The organism is Mesorhizobium sp. M1050, assembly GCF_040318715.1.
Classification (GTDB): Bacteria; Pseudomonadota; Alphaproteobacteria; order Rhizobiales; family Rhizobiaceae; genus Mesorhizobium.
This window is the reverse complement of sequence record NZ_JAMYMV010000012.1, coordinates 1-19,340: the sequence shown is the minus strand read 5'-3', so window position 1 is coordinate 19,340 and position 19,340 is coordinate 1. Positions and strand designations below refer to the sequence as shown.

17 protein-coding genes and 1 pseudogene are annotated in these 19,340 nt (G+C 62.3%); 9 read left to right on the top strand and 9 right to left on the bottom strand.

The annotated features are described in order from the left end of the window. Nucleotides 1-100: 100 nt before the first annotated feature. The 3 genes from purF (at nt 101) to NKH57_RS09775 (ending at nt 3,053) form a co-directional block, all read left to right on the top strand. Nucleotides 101-1,570 (top strand): amidophosphoribosyltransferase, encoded by a 1,470-nt coding sequence (gene purF / locus NKH57_RS09785; protein WP_023761617.1) that lies wholly within the window; start codon nt 101-103, stop codon nt 1,568-1,570. A 350-nt stretch (nt 1,571-1,920) separates the two neighbouring features. After that, complete coding sequence (locus NKH57_RS09780; RefSeq protein WP_023761618.1) at nt 1,921-2,667, top strand: SDR family NAD(P)-dependent oxidoreductase; 747 nt, start codon at nt 1,921-1,923, stop codon at nt 2,665-2,667. Between the two features lie 167 nt (nt 2,668-2,834). Beyond that, nucleotides 2,835-3,053, top strand: a complete 219-nt coding sequence (locus NKH57_RS09775; RefSeq protein WP_023761619.1) for a hypothetical protein — start codon at nt 2,835-2,837, stop codon at nt 3,051-3,053. A 3-nt stretch (nt 3,054-3,056) separates the two neighbouring features. On the opposite strand, the gene NKH57_RS09770 is transcribed toward NKH57_RS09775, so the two are convergent. Further along, nucleotides 3,057-3,563, bottom strand: coding sequence for an OsmC family protein (locus NKH57_RS09770; RefSeq protein WP_352943805.1), 507 nt, complete (start codon nt 3,561-3,563; stop codon nt 3,057-3,059). A 401-nt stretch (nt 3,564-3,964) separates the two neighbouring features. On the opposite strand from NKH57_RS09770, the gene NKH57_RS09765 reads away from it, so the two are divergent. Next, nucleotides 3,965-5,482: a S10 family peptidase gene (locus NKH57_RS09765; RefSeq protein ID WP_352943803.1), complete on the top strand. Its 1,518-nt coding sequence runs from the start codon at nt 3,965-3,967 to the stop codon at nt 5,480-5,482. A 101-nt stretch (nt 5,483-5,583) separates the two neighbouring features. Further along, nucleotides 5,584-5,801, top strand: a pseudogene (locus NKH57_RS09760) (DMT family transporter); the annotation flags it as partial. Nucleotides 5,802-5,939: 138 nt separating this feature from the next. On the opposite strand, the gene NKH57_RS09755 reads toward NKH57_RS09760, so the two are convergent. Then, entirely contained in the window at nt 5,940-6,797 is an 858-nt protein-coding gene (locus NKH57_RS09755; protein WP_352943801.1) for a LysR substrate-binding domain-containing protein, read from the bottom strand. A gap of 114 nt (nt 6,798-6,911) precedes the next feature. Here NKH57_RS09755 and NKH57_RS09750 point away from each other — a divergent pair, with 114 nt between their 5' ends. The 3 genes from NKH57_RS09750 to NKH57_RS09740 all read left to right on the top strand — a co-directional run bounded on the left by NKH57_RS09750 (nt 6,912) and on the right by NKH57_RS09740 (nt 10,879). Next, nucleotides 6,912-7,319, top strand: coding sequence for a tautomerase family protein (locus NKH57_RS09750; RefSeq protein WP_023761624.1), 408 nt, complete (start codon nt 6,912-6,914; stop codon nt 7,317-7,319). Nucleotides 7,320-7,454: 135 nt separating this feature from the next. Beyond that, nucleotides 7,455-9,677 (top strand): AMP-binding protein, encoded by a 2,223-nt coding sequence (locus tag NKH57_RS09745; RefSeq protein WP_352943799.1) that lies wholly within the window; start codon nt 7,455-7,457, stop codon nt 9,675-9,677. Between the two features lie 104 nt (nt 9,678-9,781). After that, nucleotides 9,782-10,879, top strand: a complete 1,098-nt coding sequence (locus tag NKH57_RS09740; protein WP_352943797.1) for an ISAs1 family transposase — start codon at nt 9,782-9,784, stop codon at nt 10,877-10,879. Between the two features lie 147 nt (nt 10,880-11,026). Here NKH57_RS09740 and NKH57_RS09735 read toward each other — a convergent pair whose 3' ends face one another. From NKH57_RS09735 to NKH57_RS09725, 3 genes are all read right to left on the bottom strand, one after another. Continuing rightward, nucleotides 11,027-11,845 (bottom strand): CDP-alcohol phosphatidyltransferase family protein, encoded by an 819-nt coding sequence (locus NKH57_RS09735; protein ID WP_502904069.1) that lies wholly within the window; start codon nt 11,843-11,845, stop codon nt 11,027-11,029. Nucleotides 11,846-11,847: 2 nt separating this feature from the next. After that, nucleotides 11,848-12,546 carry a phosphatidylserine decarboxylase gene (locus tag NKH57_RS09730; protein ID WP_352661955.1) on the bottom strand — a complete coding sequence of 233 codons (699 nt, stop codon included), beginning with the start codon at nt 12,544-12,546 and terminating at the stop codon, nt 11,848-11,850. Between the two features lie 423 nt (nt 12,547-12,969). Continuing rightward, nucleotides 12,970-14,274 (bottom strand): DMP19 family protein, encoded by a 1,305-nt coding sequence (locus NKH57_RS09725; protein WP_352943795.1) that lies wholly within the window; start codon nt 14,272-14,274, stop codon nt 12,970-12,972. 274 nt (nt 14,275-14,548) lie between these two features. Here NKH57_RS09725 and NKH57_RS09720 point away from each other — a divergent pair, with 274 nt between their 5' ends. Further along, the gene (locus NKH57_RS09720) at nt 14,549-15,412 is read left to right on the top strand and encodes an SMP-30/gluconolactonase/LRE family protein (protein WP_352943793.1); all 864 of its coding nucleotides are present in this window, start codon (nt 14,549-14,551) and stop codon (nt 15,410-15,412) included. Between the two features lie 9 nt (nt 15,413-15,421). On the opposite strand, the gene NKH57_RS09715 is transcribed toward NKH57_RS09720, so the two are convergent. The 4 genes from NKH57_RS09715 to NKH57_RS09700 form a co-directional block, all read right to left on the bottom strand. Beyond that, entirely contained in the window at nt 15,422-15,769 is a 348-nt protein-coding gene (locus NKH57_RS09715; RefSeq protein WP_352943791.1) for an antibiotic biosynthesis monooxygenase, read from the bottom strand. A 129-nt stretch (nt 15,770-15,898) separates the two neighbouring features. Continuing rightward, nucleotides 15,899-17,779 carry an ABCB family ABC transporter ATP-binding protein/permease gene (locus NKH57_RS09710; protein WP_352943789.1) on the bottom strand — a complete coding sequence of 627 codons (1,881 nt, stop codon included), beginning with the start codon at nt 17,777-17,779 and terminating at the stop codon, nt 15,899-15,901. A 77-nt stretch (nt 17,780-17,856) separates the two neighbouring features. Continuing rightward, nucleotides 17,857-18,198, bottom strand: coding sequence for an ArsR/SmtB family transcription factor (locus NKH57_RS09705; protein WP_023761633.1), 342 nt, complete (start codon nt 18,196-18,198; stop codon nt 17,857-17,859). Nucleotides 18,199-18,265: 67 nt separating this feature from the next. Continuing rightward, nucleotides 18,266-19,198: a LysR family transcriptional regulator gene (locus tag NKH57_RS09700; protein ID WP_352943786.1), complete on the bottom strand. Its 933-nt coding sequence runs from the start codon at nt 19,196-19,198 to the stop codon at nt 18,266-18,268. Nucleotides 19,199-19,340 lie beyond the last annotated feature (142 nt).

Genomic DNA, 19,340 nt, shown 5'->3' with positions numbered 1-19,340 from the left:
CGGAAATGGGCGTCGGGACTTGACTTGTGTGAATGGCTGCACGGAGCGCGTTGCTTTCGACGCGAACCCGCATTATATGGCGATTTTAGCGGAGCTTAAGATGGCAGACGCAGACGACGTGCTTTCCGCCGAGGCTGACGACCATTTCCACGACGAATGCGGCGTATTCGGCATTTTCGGCCGGCAGGATGCCGCGGCTATCGTCACATTGGGCCTGCATGCGCTGCAGCATCGCGGCCAGGAAGCGGCCGGCATCGTTTCCTACGACGGCAGCCAGTTCCACGTCGAACACCATGTCGGCCTAATCGGCGACACCTTCACCAAGCAGCGCGTCATCGACAGCCTGCAAGGCAACCGCGCCATCGGCCACACGCGCTACGCCACGACCGGCGGCGCCGGCATGCGCAACATCCAGCCTTTCTTCGCCGAGCTCGCCGATGGCGGCTTTGCCGTCGCTCACAACGGCAATCTGACCAATGCCATGACCGTACAGCGTGCGCTGCAGAAGCAAGGCGCGATCTTTTCCTCCACCTCCGACACCGAAACGCTTTTGCACCTCGTCGCTACCAGCAAGGAGCGCGATCTCAACTCGCGTTTCATCGATGCGGTGCGGCAGGTCGAGGGTGCCTTCTCGCTGGTGGCAATGACGGCCAAGAAGATGATCGGCTGCCGCGATCCGCTCGGCATCCGGCCGCTGGTGCTCGGCGATCTCGACGGCGCCTGGATCCTGGCTTCCGAAACCTGCGCGCTCGATATTATCGGTGCGCGTTTCGTGCGTGACCTGAAGCCCGGCGAGATGGTAGTCGTCACGTCCAAGGGCATTGAAAGCCTGTTCCCCTTCGAGCCGCAGAAGACCCGCTTCTGCATCTTCGAATATGTCTATTTCGCGCGACCGGATTCGTCGGTCGAAGGCCGCAACGTCTATGAGGTGCGCAAGCGCATCGGCGCCGAGCTGGCGGTCGAAAGTCCGGTCGAGGCCGACATCGTCGTGCCGGTGCCGGATTCCGGCACTCCGGCGGCGATCGGCTTTTCTCAGGCGGCCGGCATTCCGTTCGAGCTCGGCATCATCCGCAATCACTATGTCGGCCGCACCTTCATCCAGCCGGGCGATTCGATCCGCCACATGGGCGTCAAGCTGAAGCACAATGCCAACCGCCGCATGATCGAGGGCAAGCGCGTGGTGCTGGTCGACGACAGCATCGTGCGCGGCACCACCAGCCAGAAGATCGTGCAGATGGTGCGCGACGCCGGTGCCAAGGAAGTGCATATGCGCATCGCCTCGCCACCGACACGCGCCTCCTGCTTCTACGGCGTCGACACGCCGGAGAAGTCGAAGCTTCTGGCATCGCGCATGTCGGTTGAAGAAATGGCCGAGTTCATCCGCGTCGATTCGCTCGGCTTCCTCACCATCGACGGGCTCTACCGTGCCGTCGGCGAGGCCAGCCGCGACAACGACCAGCCGCAATTCTGCGACGCCTGCTTCACCGGCCAGTACCCGACCCGCCTGCTCGACTTCGAAGGCCACGACAATGTGCGCACGCTGTCGCTGCTGGCGACGAGCGGGACGTAGGGCCTTGCTGCAACTGTGAATTTCGCCGGTTTGCAAATTTCGCCGCGATCACTTTGTTGCGGCCTCCTCGAAGCAGCCGATCTCCCCCCTTGCGGGGGAGATGCCCGGCAGGGCAGAGGGGGGTGCTGTCCCTCCATCCTGTCCATCAATTCCAGCCGCGCGCGTGGCCGGGTTCTCTCTCGGGGTCGGATCATTTCGAAAATTGGCGATCCTTCACACCCCCCTCTGTCCTGCCGGACATCTCCCCCGCAAGGGGGGAGATTGCGCTCCCACCTCCGCTTTCGCCAAATATGCAGGCTGACGAGGCAGAGCCAAGTCCGAGTTAGAACGCTAGCCCTCGGAGTTGCCCGTTGACCCGTCCCCTCGACCTTACCGGCCGCGTTGCGGTCGTCACCGGCGCCTCGCGTGGCATCGGCTATTTCATCGCCAAGGAATTGGCTGCCGCAGGCGCCCATGTCGTCGCGGTGGCGCGCACTGTCGGCGGCCTGGAAGAGCTTGACGATCAGATCAAGGCTGCCGGTGGCCAGGCGACGCTGGTGCCGCTCGACCTCGCCGACATGGCCGGCATCGACCGGCTGGGCGGCGCCATCCACGAACGCTGGGGCAAACTCGACATTCTCGTCGCCAATGCCGGCGTGCTCGGCGTCATCTCGCCGATCGGTCATGTCGAAGCAAAAACCTTCGAGAAGGTGATGACCATCAACGTCACCTCGACATGGCGGCTGATCCGCTCGGTCGACCCGCTGCTGCGGCTTTCCGACGCCGGGCGAGCGATCATCCTGTCATCCAATGCCGCGCACTCGGCCCGCGCGTTCTGGGCGCCCTACGCAGCGTCCAAGGCGGCGGTCGAGACGATGATGCGTTCCTGGGCGCATGAGACGCAGAGCCTGCCGCTGCGCGTCAATGCAGCCGACCCCGGCGCCACCCGGACCGCCATGCGGGCGCAGGCGGTGCCCGGCGAGGATCCGGCGACGCTGCCGCACCCCTCGGAGATCGCCAAGCTCATCGTACCGCTGGCGAGCCCCGACTTGAAGGAGACCGGGCTGATCTTCCAGGCCAAGCACAACCGCTTCGTCGCCTATCGGCAGCCGGAATAGTCGCACTCGCGCGGGCGGTAGCGTGACAAACCCGCCGCCTCATCACGCGGCTGTGATGTGACGGCTAGAGGCTGCGCCGCGGCCATGCTTTCGTCACTTCCGTGGAGTTGGTAGGATCACAGCGACTCCCACAACAAGCGCCCAACTGGCAGAACGAGGAAATCCCAATGGCAACGACCGCAGCGTTGGTCTGGTATCTGGTAATCGCCGGCCCGCAGGGCGGCATGGTCGTCCTGCCCAGCACCTTCGACAAGCGCGAACAGTGCACCGCCGCCATCGCTGAGTATCAGAAACAGCCGACACCGGCCGGCTGGTCGGTGCAATGCGTGCCGAGCGCCTCGCCCTTCACCGACGAGGGCGATGCGGAAGAACCGTCAGCGCAGTAAGCGTCAGCGCCGAGCTGAAACCGTCAGTTCCGGCTTCTGGTTGATGGTCTGGAACACCACGCAATAGCGCTCGGTCAGCTTCAGCAGTGAGTCTACCCGCTCCTGCGGCTCATCGGTGTCGAGGTTGAAATTGACCCGAATGGCGCGAAAGCCGACCGGCGCATCTTTTGCCACACCGAGCGTGCCGCGAAAATCGAGGTCGCCTTCTGCTTCCACCGTGGCGGCGCCGATCTTGAACTCGAGCGCCGTCGCCACCGCCTTCAGCGTCACCCCGGCGCAGGCCACCAACGCTTCCAGCAACATGTCGCCCGAGCAGAGCTCAAGGCCCGAGCCACCTGTTGCCGGATGCAGCCCGGCGATGGCGAGCGCCCTACCCGTCTCCACCTTGCAGGCGACCGACTGGTCGTCGATCGAGCCCTTGGCGCGAAGCGTGATCAGGGCCTGCGAAGCGTCGTCACGATAGGCCTGCTTCAGCGGCGCCTGCATGGCCTTCAGTTCGGTCGCATCCATGCTCTCTCCCTTTCGTCGACTGTCTCGTCCAGTCGAGATTTGCGCCGATCCCACGGGAAGGCAATATTGTTCATTGCCACTGCATACAAGCCATCCGCCAAGACGCGGTCGGAGCCAAGCAGCCCGCTCGCCGCCGCCGAGAAGCGAGCCGACAATTCTCCGGGCGTCGCGGCCATTGCCGCGGCGGCCAAACCCACTGCTCTCAAATGGCGGCCAGGTCACGCCGGCTGTCGCCTATCACCCACGTAGCCGGGGCGTGGCGGCTGCCGGTCTCCTTTCCCGTACGGCAGGACGAAGGGAGAAGGAACGCAGCAGCGTCAGTTGCTCAACCACACAGCCATTTCCTTTGACTTCGACCGTCTCGGCCATACCTATGTGGGAGTCGTTCTCGCGGAGCCATCATGCCGGTCAAGCTGAAACTGATCTTCCTTATCCTGCCTGTGCTTGCCGCCCTGGCGCAGCCCGTCCTGGCTGAAACGGCGGAGCGGCCGGCACCTTCGGGCGGCGTGCTGTCCCTGCTGCCGCCGCCGCAGATCACCAGGCACTCGATCACCCTAGCCGGGCGCAAGCTGGATTATCAGGCAAAGGCCGCCACCCTTTCGCTGCTTTCGGGCAAGGGCGATGTCACGGCGGAGATCTTCTATGTCGCTTACACGCTGGAGCCACCGTCAAGCGCGGCCAGAGACCCGCAGCGGCCGATCACCTTCGTGTTCAATGGCGGCCCCGGAGCAGCGTCCGCCTATCTGCATATCGGTGCACTCGGTCCGCGTATTATCGCAACGGGAGCCGAAGGCGAATTCCTGCCCTCGCCGCAAAGACTCATCGACAATCCGGACAGCTGGCTCGACATGACCGATCTCGTCTTCGTCGATCCGGTCGGGACAGGATACAGCCGCGAGGCACCGGGCCAGGACACGCACGACTTCTGGGGCGTCAACCAGGATGCCAGCTCGGTCGGCGCCTTCATCCGGCTCTATCTGGCGCAGAATGGCCGCACCGGATCGCCGCTGTTCCTCGCCGGCGAAAGCTATGGCGGGTTCCGGGCGGCGCTGCTTGCCAGGACATTGCAGGAGGATATCGGCATCAGTCCGAACGGCATCGTGCTGATCTCCCCGGCGCTGGAGTTCACGCTGGTGCAGCCCGACGAATTCGAGCCGCTGCATTGGGCGCTCGAACTGCCTTCGCTGGCGGCGGTGCGCCTGCGCGCCGCAGGCGTCAGCGGCGATGCCCTGCGGGAGAAGCTGGCGGAAGTCGAACAATATGCGCTGGGAGATTACCTCACGGCGCTCACCAGCGGACTGGAGCAAGGCAGGCGGCTGGCGAGCCAACGCGTGGCTGACATCACCGGCCTGCCGCTCGAACTCGTGCAGCGGAACTCCGCACGCATACCGACCGGCCTGTTCGCAAGGGAGTTCGCCCGTGCCAGCGGCAAAGTGCTCAGCCCATACGACGCCATGATCGGCACGGCGGACATCGCGCCCGAGAGCGCCCGCATCGCCGGCCCGGATCCCGTGCTCGACCGGAGCGTCCCGGCGTTAACGTCGGCTTTCGTCGGCTATATCAGCAACGAGTTGAATTTCCGCACCGATGTCAGCTATCGGCTGCTCAATGGCGAAATCAGCCACAATTGGGATTACGGGACCAGCGCCTCACGGCAAGGCTATGCCGGGGTGATGAATGATCTGCAAAAAGCACGCTCGCTGAACCCTTCGCTCGGCGTCGTGATCGTCAACGGCTACACCGACCTGGTCACGCCTTACCTCGCCTCGCGTTACCTGGTGAACCAGATCTCGTCGCTCGCCAATGCCAAGCCGATCCATCTCGATGTCGTCGAGGGCGGGCACATGATGTATTTCAGATCCGATGGTCGGCGCGCCCTGAAAGAAGCCGCCTCGGAGCTCTATCAGGTGACGCAATAAGCTTTGTGACAGCGCAGCTCGCCATGGAACGTCCGCCCCAACATGAGCACGGGGCTGGCGTAGCGCTGCACCGAGTTTCACCCGTATAGCGCACGCAGCCGATCCTGTGGACGGAGGACGCGCGGCTCATCCCGGCGGCCGAATCCGGATTGCTCTGCTCGGCCGAAGTGCGGTTCGCGGTCCGGTTTGCCTTTCTGTTCCTGGGCGGATTGCACCAGTCGCCAGCATGATAGGCGGCACTATCGTGTTGTGCGCTGTGTTTGCCCATGCTGGGCGGGATTGGCTGATGGCCCGCTCGCAACGCATGACGTCAAATATTCTTAAAAAAAGTTACACAGTCGTGGAACCATTATCCGGGTCAGGCATTGTTGGTGCGACGGGCCATCCCCAAGTCCCCCCAAACCCCTCGGCCCGTCCTACTCTCAGCCGACCCCAACGTCGGCTTTTTCTTTGCCGTTCAGCCGGCCGACGAGGCAAGGTTGCCACTGAGCAGTGTCGCCAGATCACCCGCCGGACCATCGGCGCCGGCGCGCAGCCGGATCGCGAATTCAGCCGTCGGAACCTGCGGCAGGCCAAGCTCGCGCGGCGCCTCGATAATGCCGGAATGGGCAAAGCGGGCCGTTCGCAGCGTCAACGCGACACCGGCGTTCACCGCCGTGCGCAGGCCGGCCAGACTGGCACTTCCGGCAGCAATGCGGTAGCGGCGGCCGGCCGCATCGAGCGCGGCAAGTGCCGCTTCGCGAAAGCCGCAATAGGGATCGAGCAGCGCCAGCGGCAGTTCCTCCTGCCGCGAGGCCAAGCCTTTTTGCGAGCACAGCCATATCATCGGCTCACGCAGAACGCCGACTTCGTCCGGCACTGCCGCCTGACGCATGACGATCGCCAGATCGAGTCCGCCGGACTGCAGCGCCTCCGCCAGTTCGGCGGAGCGGCCGACACGCAATTCGATCCTGACGCGCGGGTGACTGACGGCGAAGGCACGCAGCAGGTCCGGCAGGCCGCTATCGGCGAAATCCTGTGTCGTGCCGATGGCGACGCGCCCGGCAGCGCGTGCCCCCTTCAGCGCCAGCCATGCCTCCCGATGGGCGGCAAGGATACGCCTGGCATGGCCGACGAGGTCCTCACCCGCCGGCGTCAGGCCGCGGCCCCGCCCTTGCGGCGCCAGTAGCGGCTCGCCGACGATTTCCTCCAGCCGCTGCATCTGGGCGGTAACCGCCGAGGGCGAACGGCCGACATTTGAAGCCGCCTGGGCCAGTGAGCCGCTGTCGACGAACGCTAGGAAGGTTCTGAGCAGATCGGGATCAAGCGTTTCCATAATTTGATAATATCGAACTTTAAGTTAAAAACAATTCGATTTTCTTGACTGAATAGGGGTGACATAGTCCCGTCCAGCGGCGATCAGACGCCGCTCGAACCAAGGAGAAGAGAAATGCCCATCATCAACATCAGCGTCACCGGCAGGCCTGACGCGGCTCTTTCCACTCGCATCGCAAAAGAAGTCACCGAAATCACCGCCACGCAGCTGCGCAAGGATCCGACGATCACCGCGGTTGCCATATCCTACATCGATCCGCAGCACTGGTTCGCCGGCGGCAAGTCGCTGGCCGAGGACGGCACCCATACGTTCTGGCTTGATATCAAGGTGGTTGACGGCACCAACACCAAGCTCGAGCTGGAGGCCTATCTCAAGGCGATCTTTGCGGCCTTCGGCCGCCTGTTGGGCGGCGTGCATGAGGAAAGTTATGCCTTCGTGCACGAAGTGCCGGCGGCGGCCTATGGCTATGGCGGCAAGACGCAGGAATTCCGTTTCATCAGCGGACGGTTGAAGGCGGCGTGAATACAGACCATTTTCGCGCGGGGCGAGAAGGTAAGCTTGCCCTCATCCGCATTGACGTTGCTCCCACATGGTCTAGGTTCTTGGCGAAGCGGCCGCAAAAGAGCCGAGATGATAAAACGTTGGGAGAGACGCGGCATGATCCTGACACTGGCGCTGCTTGCAGGTCTTGCCCTCGCCTGGCTGCTGATCGGCGTGGTGGAAAAATTCCGCCTCGGCGTGCGCTTCACCCAGGCGCTGCTCTATGTGCCGTTCAAGCTCGCCTACCGGATCGCCGACGCCCGCATCAGGATCGCCCGCAACGCGCAGGCTCCCGTCATCTACGTCATCTCGCATCAGTCGCGTTTCGAGCCGGCGCTGATGCTGTCGCTTCTGCCGGACGACACACTGCACATACTCGACGAGGTCTCGGCGCGGTCCCCTTGGCTCGAACCGTGGCGCGGGCTTGGCCGCACCATCGCCTTCAATGCGGAACACGTCTTCGTCAGCCGCCGGCTGGTGCGTGTCCTCAAAGGCAAAGGCCGGCTCGCCGTCTATCTGCCGGATGCGGTCGAGCCTGACGTCAAGACGTTTCGGCTGTTTCGTGCCGTCACCCGCATCGCCATGCAGGCGAACGCCAGCATCGTGCCGGTCTTCGTGGGCGGCGCACGAAGCCTGTCGGTGTCGTTGACGCCGGCGGACAAGGCACCACGGCACTGCTTTCCGCAACTGTCGATCAGTGTGCTGGAGCCGATGACCATCGCCGAACTGGTGGCGCGCAACCCCGACCAGGCCTCAAACACCAATGCGCTGTTCGACCGCGTCGCCGAGGCACGGCTTTTCGCCACTAACCTCGATCGCGGCCTGTTCCTGGCCATGCGCGATGCTGCCGACCGCGTCGGCGCTTCTCACCCGATCATCGAGGACGTCATCTCCGGCGCGCTGAGCTACCGCAAGATGTTCATCGGCGCCCGGGTCCTCGGCCGCCGCTTCGAGGCGGTCACGGCGCCGGGCGAAGCGGTTGGGCTGATGGTGCCGAACGCCAATGGCGTCGTGCTGTCGCTTACCGGGCTTCTGTCCGCCGGCCGGGTGGCAGCGATGATCAACTATACGGCAGGGCCGGCGAGCGTGACTGCGGCGGTGCGCACGGCGGTGATAAGGACCGTGATTTCCTCCCGCGCCTTCGTCGAGAAGGCCGACCTTGCCGATATCGTCGAGGCTGTCGAAAAGGGCGGTGCCAGGCTGCTTTGGCTGGAGGATGTGCGCGAAGGCGTCACGGCGCTGGACAAGCTTGCCGCCGCCTTGCTTTGGCGCTGGCCGCTGCAACGGCTGGATGCGGCCAAGCCGGCGGTGATCCTGTTCACCTCAGGATCGGAAGGCACGCCCAAGGCGGTGATCCTTTCGCACAAGAACCTGCTTGCCAACGCCATGCAAGCCGAGGCACGCATCACCATCTCGCCCGCCGACATCCTTCTCAACGTGCTGCCGGTGTTTCACTCGTTCGGGCTGACGGGCGGCACCATCCTGCCGCTGGTCACCGGCGTGAAGTTGTTCCTCTACCCCTCGCCTCTCCACTACAAGATCATCCCCGAGGTGGCGCGCAAGGCGAAACCGACCATCATGTTCGGCACCGACACGTTCCTCGCCAATTATGCGCGCACCGCCAAGGATGGTGATTTTTCCAGCCTGCGCTTCGTCGTCGCCGGCGCCGAAGCGGTGAAGCCGGAAACCCGCCGCATCTATCGCGAACGCTTCCAGGCGGAGATCATCGAAGGATTCGGACTGACCGAGGCCGCCCCCGTGGTTGCCGTCAACACCGCAATCCATGGCCGCGACGGCACCGTCGGCCGGCTGCTGCCGGCCATGCGCATGAAGCTGGAGACGGTCGAAGGCATCTCCGGCGCCGGACAATTGTGGCTCGACGGACCAAACCTGATGATGGGCTACATGACCGCGGAGCGTCCCGGTGAACTGCAGCCCTTGACCGGCTGGCACGACACTGGCGACATCGTTTCGGTCGACCGCGAAGGCTTCATCACCATACGCGGCCGCGCCAAGCGCTTTGCCAAGATCGCCGGCGAAATGGTGTCGCTCGGCGCGGTCGAGATGCTGGTGCAGTCGCTATGGCCGGAAGAACGGCACGCGGCGGTGGCCGTGCCGGACAAGCGGCGGGGCGAACGCATCGTGCTGGTCACCACGGCCGACGACGCCAATCCCGACGAGTTGCGCAAATTCGGCAAACAGGCAGGTGCGGCCGAACTGATGGTGCCCAACGACATCGTCAAGGTCGAGGAAATCCCGGTGCTGGGTTCCGGCAAGACAGACTATGTGTCGACGAGAAAGCTGGCGATCGACAGGCTGGGACTCGGCGTCGCGGCGTAATCTCCCCCCTTGAGGGCAGGGGAATCGCAGATAAGTTGATTTGCTCTTGCCAAGTAGGAAAAGAGGGATTCTTGAGAGGCTTTCTCGTTACAGAGGAGGCCGCAGTGCCGTTGGTTATGTCTATCCTGCGCGAGGTTCGAGATCCGCGCGATATCAATGCGCGGCATAATCTTGCGGAGCTTCTGTTCCTGGCGCTTGCAGCGACGCTGTGCGGTGCCAAAAGCTGTGTGGACATTGCTGAATTCGTGGAGGGGCGGGAAGACGATCTGAAAGAGATCGTCGAACTGAAGCATGGATGTCCGAGCCACGACACCTTCAGCCGGGTGTTTCGGCTTCTTGATCCGCAGGAATTGTCGAACGCGCTGAGCGCCTTCATGTCGGCGTTGCTGCGCGAACTTGGACTTGGCCCGCCGCGTGGCGTGGTGGCTATCGACGGCAAGGCGCTCAGGCGCGGCTATGAGAAGGGGCGTGCCTTCATGCCGCCGCTGATGGTCAGTGCCTGGGATGCCGAGACCAGGCTGGCGATTGCGACAACGCGGGCGCTGGCCTCCGACGAGGTCGGGGCGACGCTGGCGTTGCTGAAGAGCTTGGATCTTAAGGGCTGCACGGTCACCGCCGACGCCCTGCATTGCCGCCCCGACACGGCCCAAGCGCTGATTGCGCAGAAGGCGCATTACGCCTTCGGGCTGAAGGCCAATCGTGGCCGTCTGTTTGCCGCGGCTGAGAAAAGCTTTGCCGCGGCAGGCGAGATCGCCTGCTTCGAAACGCGCGACACTGCTCACGGCCGCACCGAAGTGCGCCGAGCCAGCATCTTGCCGCTTGCCAAACTCAAGGACCTGCCTGTGTTCCCAGGCCTCAAGGCCATCGGTCGCATCGAAGCCCTGCGCACGGCCGACAATAAAACGGCTGCGTCGGTCCGCTACATCGCGCTCTCCAAGCTGCTCACGCCCAGGAAATTGGCCGAGACCGTACGTGCCCACTGGACAATCGAAAACCAGTTGCACTGGAGCCTCGATGTTGTCTTCCATGAAGATGACGCCCGCACCCGAAAGGACAACGCTCCACAAAATCTGGCCGTCATCCGAAGACTCGCGCAAAACATCTTGGCTGCCCATCCGCTCGACAAACCAATTGCCAGCAAGATGCGAAGGGCAAACTGGAGCAAAGACTTCTTCTATGACCTCTTTACTCATATGCGATAGCCCTGCCCTTGAGGGGGAGATGTCGCCGAAGGCGACAGAGGGGGTCGGTTCGACCGGGTGTCTTGCGACAGTCAGAGGTTGGCGCTTCACGCGCGCGACCCCCTCTGGCCTGCCGGCCATCTGACCCTCAAGGGGGGAGATAATGACTTAACCTATATCCGAAGGCGGTATCTTCTCACCCTCCAGCTTGGCGCGTTTCGAATAGGCGCGCACGCTGAACGGCAGGAAGATCAGGTAGCCGGCGACCGACGCCGTCAGCGTGTACCAGGGATAAGTCATCAGCAGGAGCACGTAGAGCACGACACCAAGGATAATCGGCAGCACCTTGTCGCCCGGGATTCTCAGGTTCTTGCCGGAATAGACCGGCAGCCGACTGACCAGCAGGAAGGCGACCAGAATGGTGAAGCCGGTGGCGACAAAGGCGGCTGGACGACTGGGCTCCAGCCCGGTGCGGAGGAAATAAAGATAGAGCGGCAGCATCACCAGCACGGCGCCGGCCGGCGCCGGCACGCCGACGAAATATTCGGACTGCCATAGGGGGCGATCGGCCTTGTCGTCGTCGAGCACGTTGAAACGGGCGAGCCGCAGCCCGCAGGCGATGGCGAACAGAAGTGCAGCGATCCAGCCCGGCGAGCCGGCGCGGTCGAGCAGGAAGGCATAGAGCACCAGAGCAGGTGCCACGCCGAAATTGACGATGTCGGCCAGCGAATCCATCTGGGCGCCAAATTTGGAGGTTGCCTTCAGCATCCGCGCCAGGCGGCCGTCAATGCCGTCGAGGAAGGCTGCAAGCAGCACCATCACCACCGCCGGCTCGAAGCGGCCTTCGAAGCCGAAGCGGATGCCGGACAGGCCGGCGCAGATGGCAAGTACCGTGACCAGATTGGGCAGCACCATGCGCATCGGGATTTCGCGGATGCGCGGACCGCCGCTGGCATGGGCCTCGAACTTTTTGTATTGCGTGCCCACGGTCAGGAAATCCGAACAAGAGGCGTGCCGGCGACACCGCCGAATTCGGCCAGCACCGTTTCGCCGCCGACCGCCGTCTGGCCAACGGCAACACGCGGCGTGGCGGCCAGCGGCAGGAACACATCGACACGCGAGCCGAAGCGGATCAGGCCGAAGCGCTCGCCGATGGCGATCGAGCCGCCGGCCTCGGCCCAGCAGACGATGCGGCGCGCCACCAGGCCGGCGATCTGCACAGCCGCAACCGTGCCGTTGGGACTCTCGATGACCAGGCCGTTGCGCTCGTTCTCGGTGCTGGCCTTGTCGAGTTCGGCATTGAGGAATTTTCCCGGCCGATGCTCGATCTTGGTGATGCGCCCGCGTACGGGAGCGCGGTTCACATGGCAGGAAAACACGTTCATGAACACGGAGATACGGGTCATTTCGACGTTGCCGAGACCAAGCTCGCGCGGCGGCACGGCCGGCCCGACCGCAGAGATGATGCCGTCTGCGGGGCTGACCACGAGGTGGTCGTCGACCGGCGTGACGCGCTCGGGATCACGGAAGAAATAGACGCACCAGGCCGTCAGGATAAGGCCGATCCAAAACAGGATCGAGGAAAAATAGCCGAGGAAAAGCGTCGCCGCGCCAAAGGCCGCGATAAAGGGATAGCCTTCGCGATGGATCGGTACGAACGCGTTCTTGACCGTATCGACAAGGCTCATCGGGTAAAAACGGGCTCCGTTTCAATTGCGGCCTCAATAGCCGAAAGCCCCCCTCGCCGCAACGCAACAATCGGCAAGGCTGTATTGGCCGCGTCCTACAGAAGCGGTGGTGCGCTTGCCTGTCGGCGTCATTGTCGGCAGAATTCGGGGCACCGCCGGTTCAAAATGCGGGAACAAGCCGACCGCCCATGATCCTAAACCCCAACACGGTGCACCTCATTGCCAAGCGATGGGCCGCCACAAGTAGGTTCTGCTCGCGCTGGCGGCATCGAATGGCAGCGCAATAGCGCAAGCCAAGCTATCCTTTGACTGCAGCAAGGCCGCCAGCGTGGCGGAAAAGGCCATTTGCGCCGACCATGCTGATGGAACGTTCTTCCTGACGGAGAAAAAGTAGCGCGGCGCCATCGAGACGACCGGACCAGATTAGTTGGCGCCATCGGCTTCGGCTCGCGCAAAATGTTCTTCGATTTCAAGCCTACCGGCGTCCGCTAGCGGGTCTTCCGCGCTCGATCTCAAGAGCATGCTGCCGTTGGGAGCGGACAACAAGAGCAATGGTCTAGCGCCAGCAGCAACTGTCCAACTGACGACCGATCCTCCCTCTCTCGGAACCAACATCGACGGCAAGGCAACTGCTCCTGCAGTGTCTACTCCAGCCCTGCGCAAAAGAAGGTCGAGGGCTGCTGGCGCCCGATAGGCTTCAGCCAATTTGATGACGGTCGCTATTGAATCGGCGCCGACATGCGACAGCTTCAAGCCGACACGTGGAACACTGTCACCAAATAACTCATCGATGTCGTCGGTGACGCTGTCGTTGGGTCCGAAGTCGAGTTCCAGTTCCGTGCCATCGGCAGCAAGGTACTGGTATGCCGCTGCATGTGTCGACGTGACCACGCACAAAAGCGCCCTGCAGGCATTGGTTACGACAGGAAAAGCCATCTGCTTCTCGCCGTCTATGTCCAACACCCTTCCTTCGCCGACCCCGAGCTTGACCTCGGGTTGCGGCAAGCCTGCACAGGCTAAACCGATGCCCACTTGAAGTCGGCTCGTCATCACTGCTTTCAGATGGAACACCGAGCGATGGCGCAATCGAGGTTCACGCCTGGGATTAGCCATCACAACGTCGAGAATGGCCTCCTGGCATTCGGCATCGTCGACAATCTCCAGTTCAGGCCATGAGGCAATCCAACCCACTGCGCGGGCAAGCAACGGGACGCTATCTTCCTCCTTGTAAAAAAGATCGTCGAGCTCATCAAGGAAATCAGCGCGACCACCTTCGAATCCGGTCTGTTCCTCCGCTTCTTTTGGGTGTTCCCTGACCCAAGCGACCATTTGTTCCAAAGCAGCCAAATGATTTGTCGCTCGCATTCCAGCCAGAGCCAACCTCGCATCGGAGGTAATTTTGTCGAAGCCACCATGGTAGTTGCGGATAAATTGGCTGTGGCCGCCATTGCTTACTTCCAGGGCGTAGAGATCGGTATGAAAAAACTGCCTCGCCGATGCCGGAATTTCGTGATCTTTGTAGAGGCCCTGATTGAGCATCGCGTTGACGAAATCCATGACCGCGGTCACGAGATCAGCAACGTAATTCTCCTTGGCAGCGCGCTCGACAGCTGAAAACGGGACAATAACTGAAGACACATGCGGGCTGGCCATCGGCTGCTCCGAACGGACGGGCGAAACCGTTCTCGACTGCTGAAGCTTTTTCTTCCGCGAAAAAATTCCGAACATGCCAGCGGCCTTCTTATCTGCAGCAGCAGAATAATACCTTGAAGAGCAAATAAAAGCATTTGAAATTCATTTTCAAGTGTCTAGTCGCCGACGTTTTTAGAGCATTCAGAAAACTGATTTCGAGATTTTGCTTCAGGAGCTCAGCGTAGCGGTGGCCGAGTTGAATTGTTGCGTGATGCCTGTCGGCAACGCACGCCGTCATCCGTCCTTGGTGAGACAGCGTCTTTCTGGACCGCCCGGCCATGATGACGTGCGCAACAAGGAGCTCTCGCAAATGCAGAAACAACCGGCCACCCAAGCGCATCTCCTGACCGCCGGCCTCGCCTTCGGCGAGTCGCCGCGCTGGCACGACGGACGGCTCTGGGTCTGCAATTGGGGGACCGGCGAGATCGTCGCCGTCGATGCCGACGGCAACCGCGAGGTCACGCTCACCGTGCCAGCTGTCCTGCCCTACTCCATCGACTGGCTGCCGGATGGCCGTCTGCTTGTCATCTCCGGTCGCGACGGCTTGCTATTGCGACAGGAAGCAGATGGAAGGCTCGTCACCCATGCCGATTTGCGCAGCCTCTCGAATAGCCCGTGGAACGAGATCGTTGTCGATGGGCGTGGCAACATCTATGTCAATGGCGGCGGCCCGGCGCCGGCGCCGGGCGAGCATTTCGGTCCCGGCACGATCGTGCTGGTCACGCCGGGCGGTGCCGTCCGGCAAGTGGCGGAAAACATCGCCTTTGCCAACGGTATGGCGGTCACCCCGGACAACAAGACGCTGATCGTCGCCGAATCGCATGCCAACAGGCTGACTGCCTTCGACATTGCGGCCGACGGCACTCTGTCCAACCGGCGGGTCTGGGCTGATGTGGACGGCTATCCCGACGGCATCTGCCTCGATGCCGAGGGGGCGATCTGGTATGCGGATGTTCCCAACAAGCATTGCGTGCGCGTGAGCGAAGGCGGTGAGGTGTTGCAGACGGTCGTTGCCGATCGCGGCTGCTTTGCCTGCATGCTGGGCGGCACCGACAGGAAAACGCTGTTCATTCTCGCCGCCGAATGGCGTGGCTTCGAGCACATGGTCAGCGACGCGCGCACCGGCCAGGTGCTCAGCGTGGACGCACCGGCACCCGGCGTCGGCTGGCCGTAGGAAATCCTATTACAGTCCGGGAACACGCCGATAGTTGGCGATGTCGGCCCGAACACCGAGCCGGGCGATCGTCTCCTGCGGGTTGAAGGCGATGCGCTCGTGCGCCGCCTTGACGATCGGCACGACATTGTCGACGGCCGCCTGGCTCTCCCATTCGACGATGGTGACGAGGTTGAATTCGCCCGGCCCCGAGAATTGCTCGAGCAGGAAATCCTGCACGAAGCCCTGCTGCCGGCGCAGCAATTCATGCGTTGTCCGGACCTTGGCGAGTATCTCCTCGCGAGCGGCGGCCGGGACGACGAATTTGTCCACCCTGAACACGCTGCCGCCGTTAACGTTCTGATTTCCCTTGCTCATTTCGATCATTCCGTTCTTGGATCATGTTGCTTCCGGGCTCCAAGAACGACCTACAATCTCAACTTAAGTTGAGGTCAAGCGGAAATTTCTTCCTTCTCATCTGGTAGGCGGCTCACCTGGTAGGCGGCATCAATTCACCTCGGATAGCCGGCGGCGAACGATGACGCCAAGTTCGTCGCCCTCGCGGGCGATGCGCAGCCGCTCCTCGGCTTCCGTTGCCTCGCGCTGGCGATCCCACATCGAGGCGTAGAGGCCATGCTTGTGCATCAGTTCGGCATGCGTTCCGCGCTCGGCGATCTGGCCGTCCTGCAGCACGATGATCTCGTCGGCCGTAATCACCGTCGACAGCCGGTGGGCGATGACGATGGTGGTGCGACCGCGGCTGACCAGGTCGAGCGCCGCCTGGATTTCCTGCTCGGTGTGGCTGTCGAGGGCCGAAGTCGCTTCGTCGAGCATCAGGATCGGCGGGGCTTTCAGGATGGTGCGGGCGATCGCCACGCGCTGCTTCTCGCCGCCCGAGAGTTTCAGCCCACGCTCACCGACCATCGATTTGTAGCCATCTGGCAGCCGCTCGATGAAGGGGCCGATCTGGGCGAGTTCGGCAGCCTTGCGCATATCCTCCTCGCTGGCACCGACGCGGCCGTAGCGGATGTTGTAGGCGATGGTGTCGTTGAACAGCACAGTATCCTGCGGCACCATGCCGATTGCTCCGCGCAAGCTCTCCTGCGTCACGTCCCTGATATCCTGGCCGTCGATCAGCACCTGGCCGTCCTGCACATCGTAGAAGCGGAATAGAAGCCGCGAGATGGTCGACTTGCCGGCGCCCGATGGCCCGACAATGGCGACGGTCTTGCCGGCCGGCACCTCGAAGCTGACGCCCTTCAGGATCTTGCGGTTCGGGTCGTAGGAGAATTGAACGTCGCGGAACTCGACCTTGCCGGCGCTAACAGTAAGTGGCTTCGCATCCGGCTTGTCGACGATCTCCTGCGGCACATCCAAAAGGTCGAACATCTGCTCGATATCGGTCAGCCCCTGGCGGATTTCGCGGTAGATGAAGCCGATGAAATTGAGCGGAACCGACAACTGCATCAGCATGGCGTTGATGAAGACGAAATCGCCGACCGTCTGCGTGCCGGCCTGCACCTCCAGCGCCGACATGCACATGACGATGACTGTGCCGAGGCCAAAGATGATGCCCTGGCCAAAATTCAGCCAGCCAAGCGAGGTCCAGATGCGCGTTGCCGATATCTCGTAGCGTGCCATGGAGCGGTCGAAGCGCTCGGCCTCCATGCCTTCGTTGTTGAAATACTTGACTGTTTCGTAATTGAGCAGCGAATCGATCGCCTTGGTGTTGGCGTCGGTGTCGCTATCATTCATGTCGCGGCGGATCGAGATGCGCCAGTCGCTGGCGCGCACAGTGAACCAGACATAGACCCAGACGGTGACCGCCACGACGGCCACATATTTCCAGCCATAGGTGTAGGCGAAGATGCCGGTGGTCAGCGCGAATTCGAGAATCGTCGGCGCTGTATTAAGCATGATGAAGCGCACGATCGTCTCGATGCCCTTGGTGCCACGTTCGATGATGCGCGACAGGCCGCCGGTGCGGCGCTCGAGATGAAAGCGCAGCGACAGTTGGTGCATGTGGACGAAGGTGCGGAAAGCAAGCTGGCGCACTGCGTACTGGCCAACGCGGGCAAACAGCGCGTCGCGCAACTGATTGAAGCCAAGCTGCACCAGGCGCACGACATTGTAGGCGACGACCAGCATGACAGGCGCCAGCAGAAAGCTCGGCAGCGGCGGCACCGATTTGGCGTCACCGGCCAGCGCGTCGGTCGCCCATTTGAAAAAATAGGGACCGGCGACCAGCGTCAGCTTGGCCACAACCAACAGAAGCGTCGCCCAGGTGACCCGGGCTCTCAGATCCGCACGATCCGCCGGCCACATATAGGGCCACAGGTTGAGCAGCGTCTTGAAGGTCGAAGAGTCGGAGACGGTTTTTTTGGCCATTCTTTGTGCCTTCTTCTTATGTCTTTTTGACTATGATCTCTTCCGAAAACAGGGCTGCAGTTTTCGGGATCATGGATCTAGCGGCCGGAGCAGCAGGAATTGACGAGCGCGGTCAGCGACATCGAGACATCGGCGAGCGCTGCGTGGTCGATCGCATAGCGCGAGCGTTGGCGATCAGGCTCGAACCGGACCAGCCCGGCTTCGACCAATATCTTCAAATGCTGTGACACGGTGGACTGCGCCAGATCGAAACGATCGACGACCTCGCGGCAGCAACAGGAGCTGCTGGCCGACAGGTATTTCAGGATTTCGATACGCGCCGGGTGCGAAAGCGCTGCCAGCCGAGCAGCGACGGCGCGGCTGTCCGGGGCCTCCGACGCGGAGCGGAGTGTATGGGTTTCGAAGGGGCTGTCGCTCATCGTCCATCGGCGATAAACGATGGTTGGCGCTATCGCAAGCTACTCTTCTGGGCAGACCAGATAGCGGCTAACGCTGTGAGATGGACTTCTCGATCCCCGGGATATCGGCTATCCGTTCAGCCAGAAAGTCGACCAGCAGGCGAACCCTTGCAACGCCCGCGCGCTCCGGGACGATCAACATGTTCAACGGGACGGACGGCAGCGAATAATCATCCAGTAAGGTCTCGAGCAGGCCAGCCTCCAAAAGATCTCCGACAAGCCATCGATGAGCCGGTGCGATCCCTCGACCCGCGACCAGGGCCTCACGCGCGGCAAGCCCATGGTCGACACGCAGTCGCCCCGCGAAGGGCACCATATAGCGCTCGCCTCCAGCGCCCTGCAAAGCAAGAGTTTCACTGCCCGCCACGTTCGACATCCGGATGCCCTCATGTCCAGACAGGTCCGACGGGACAGCCGGTCTCCCTCGCGCCGCCAGATAATCCGGCGATGCCACGAGCAGGCGCCGTGACAGGCCGAGGGCCCGCAGCTTCAACGAGCTGTCAGTAAGTGGTCCCAAGCGAAGCGCAATATCGACGCCTTCCCGGACCAAATCCACACGCTCATCGGTGAGGCTGAGGTCAATTCCGATGTCGGGATATCGGTCCTGAAAGGCGAAGATGAGCCGGGTGGTGTGCAAGACCCCGAAAGCGGCCGTACAGGATATCCGGATGGTGCCAGCCGGCGCGCCACGTGCGCCCCGCGCTTCGTCGCCGGCCTGCTCGACAAGGCGCAGGATCTGGATACTGTTTGTATAGTACCGCCTACCCTCATCGGTCAGCGTGACCCGCCGGGTGGTCCTGCTGAGCAAAGGCACACCCACCGCCTCTTCAAGCTCCTGCAAATGCCGCGTAACCGTCGATTGCCCTATGCCGAGTTCGCTGGCAACCAGCGACAGATTACCCCGTTCCGCAACGCGAACGAAGGTGCGGATGCGTTCGAACGTGATATCCGATTTATCCATTATTCGGCACAATCTTATGCATTATGAATACGTAGCGGATCATGTCGATATTGCCTAGCTAGTGCGCATCCATAAACGCTGTTTTTGCGAGTGTTCTGAGCCAGTTTGGCGGCCCAATTCATGCTGTTCTTGCGGCGCGTTA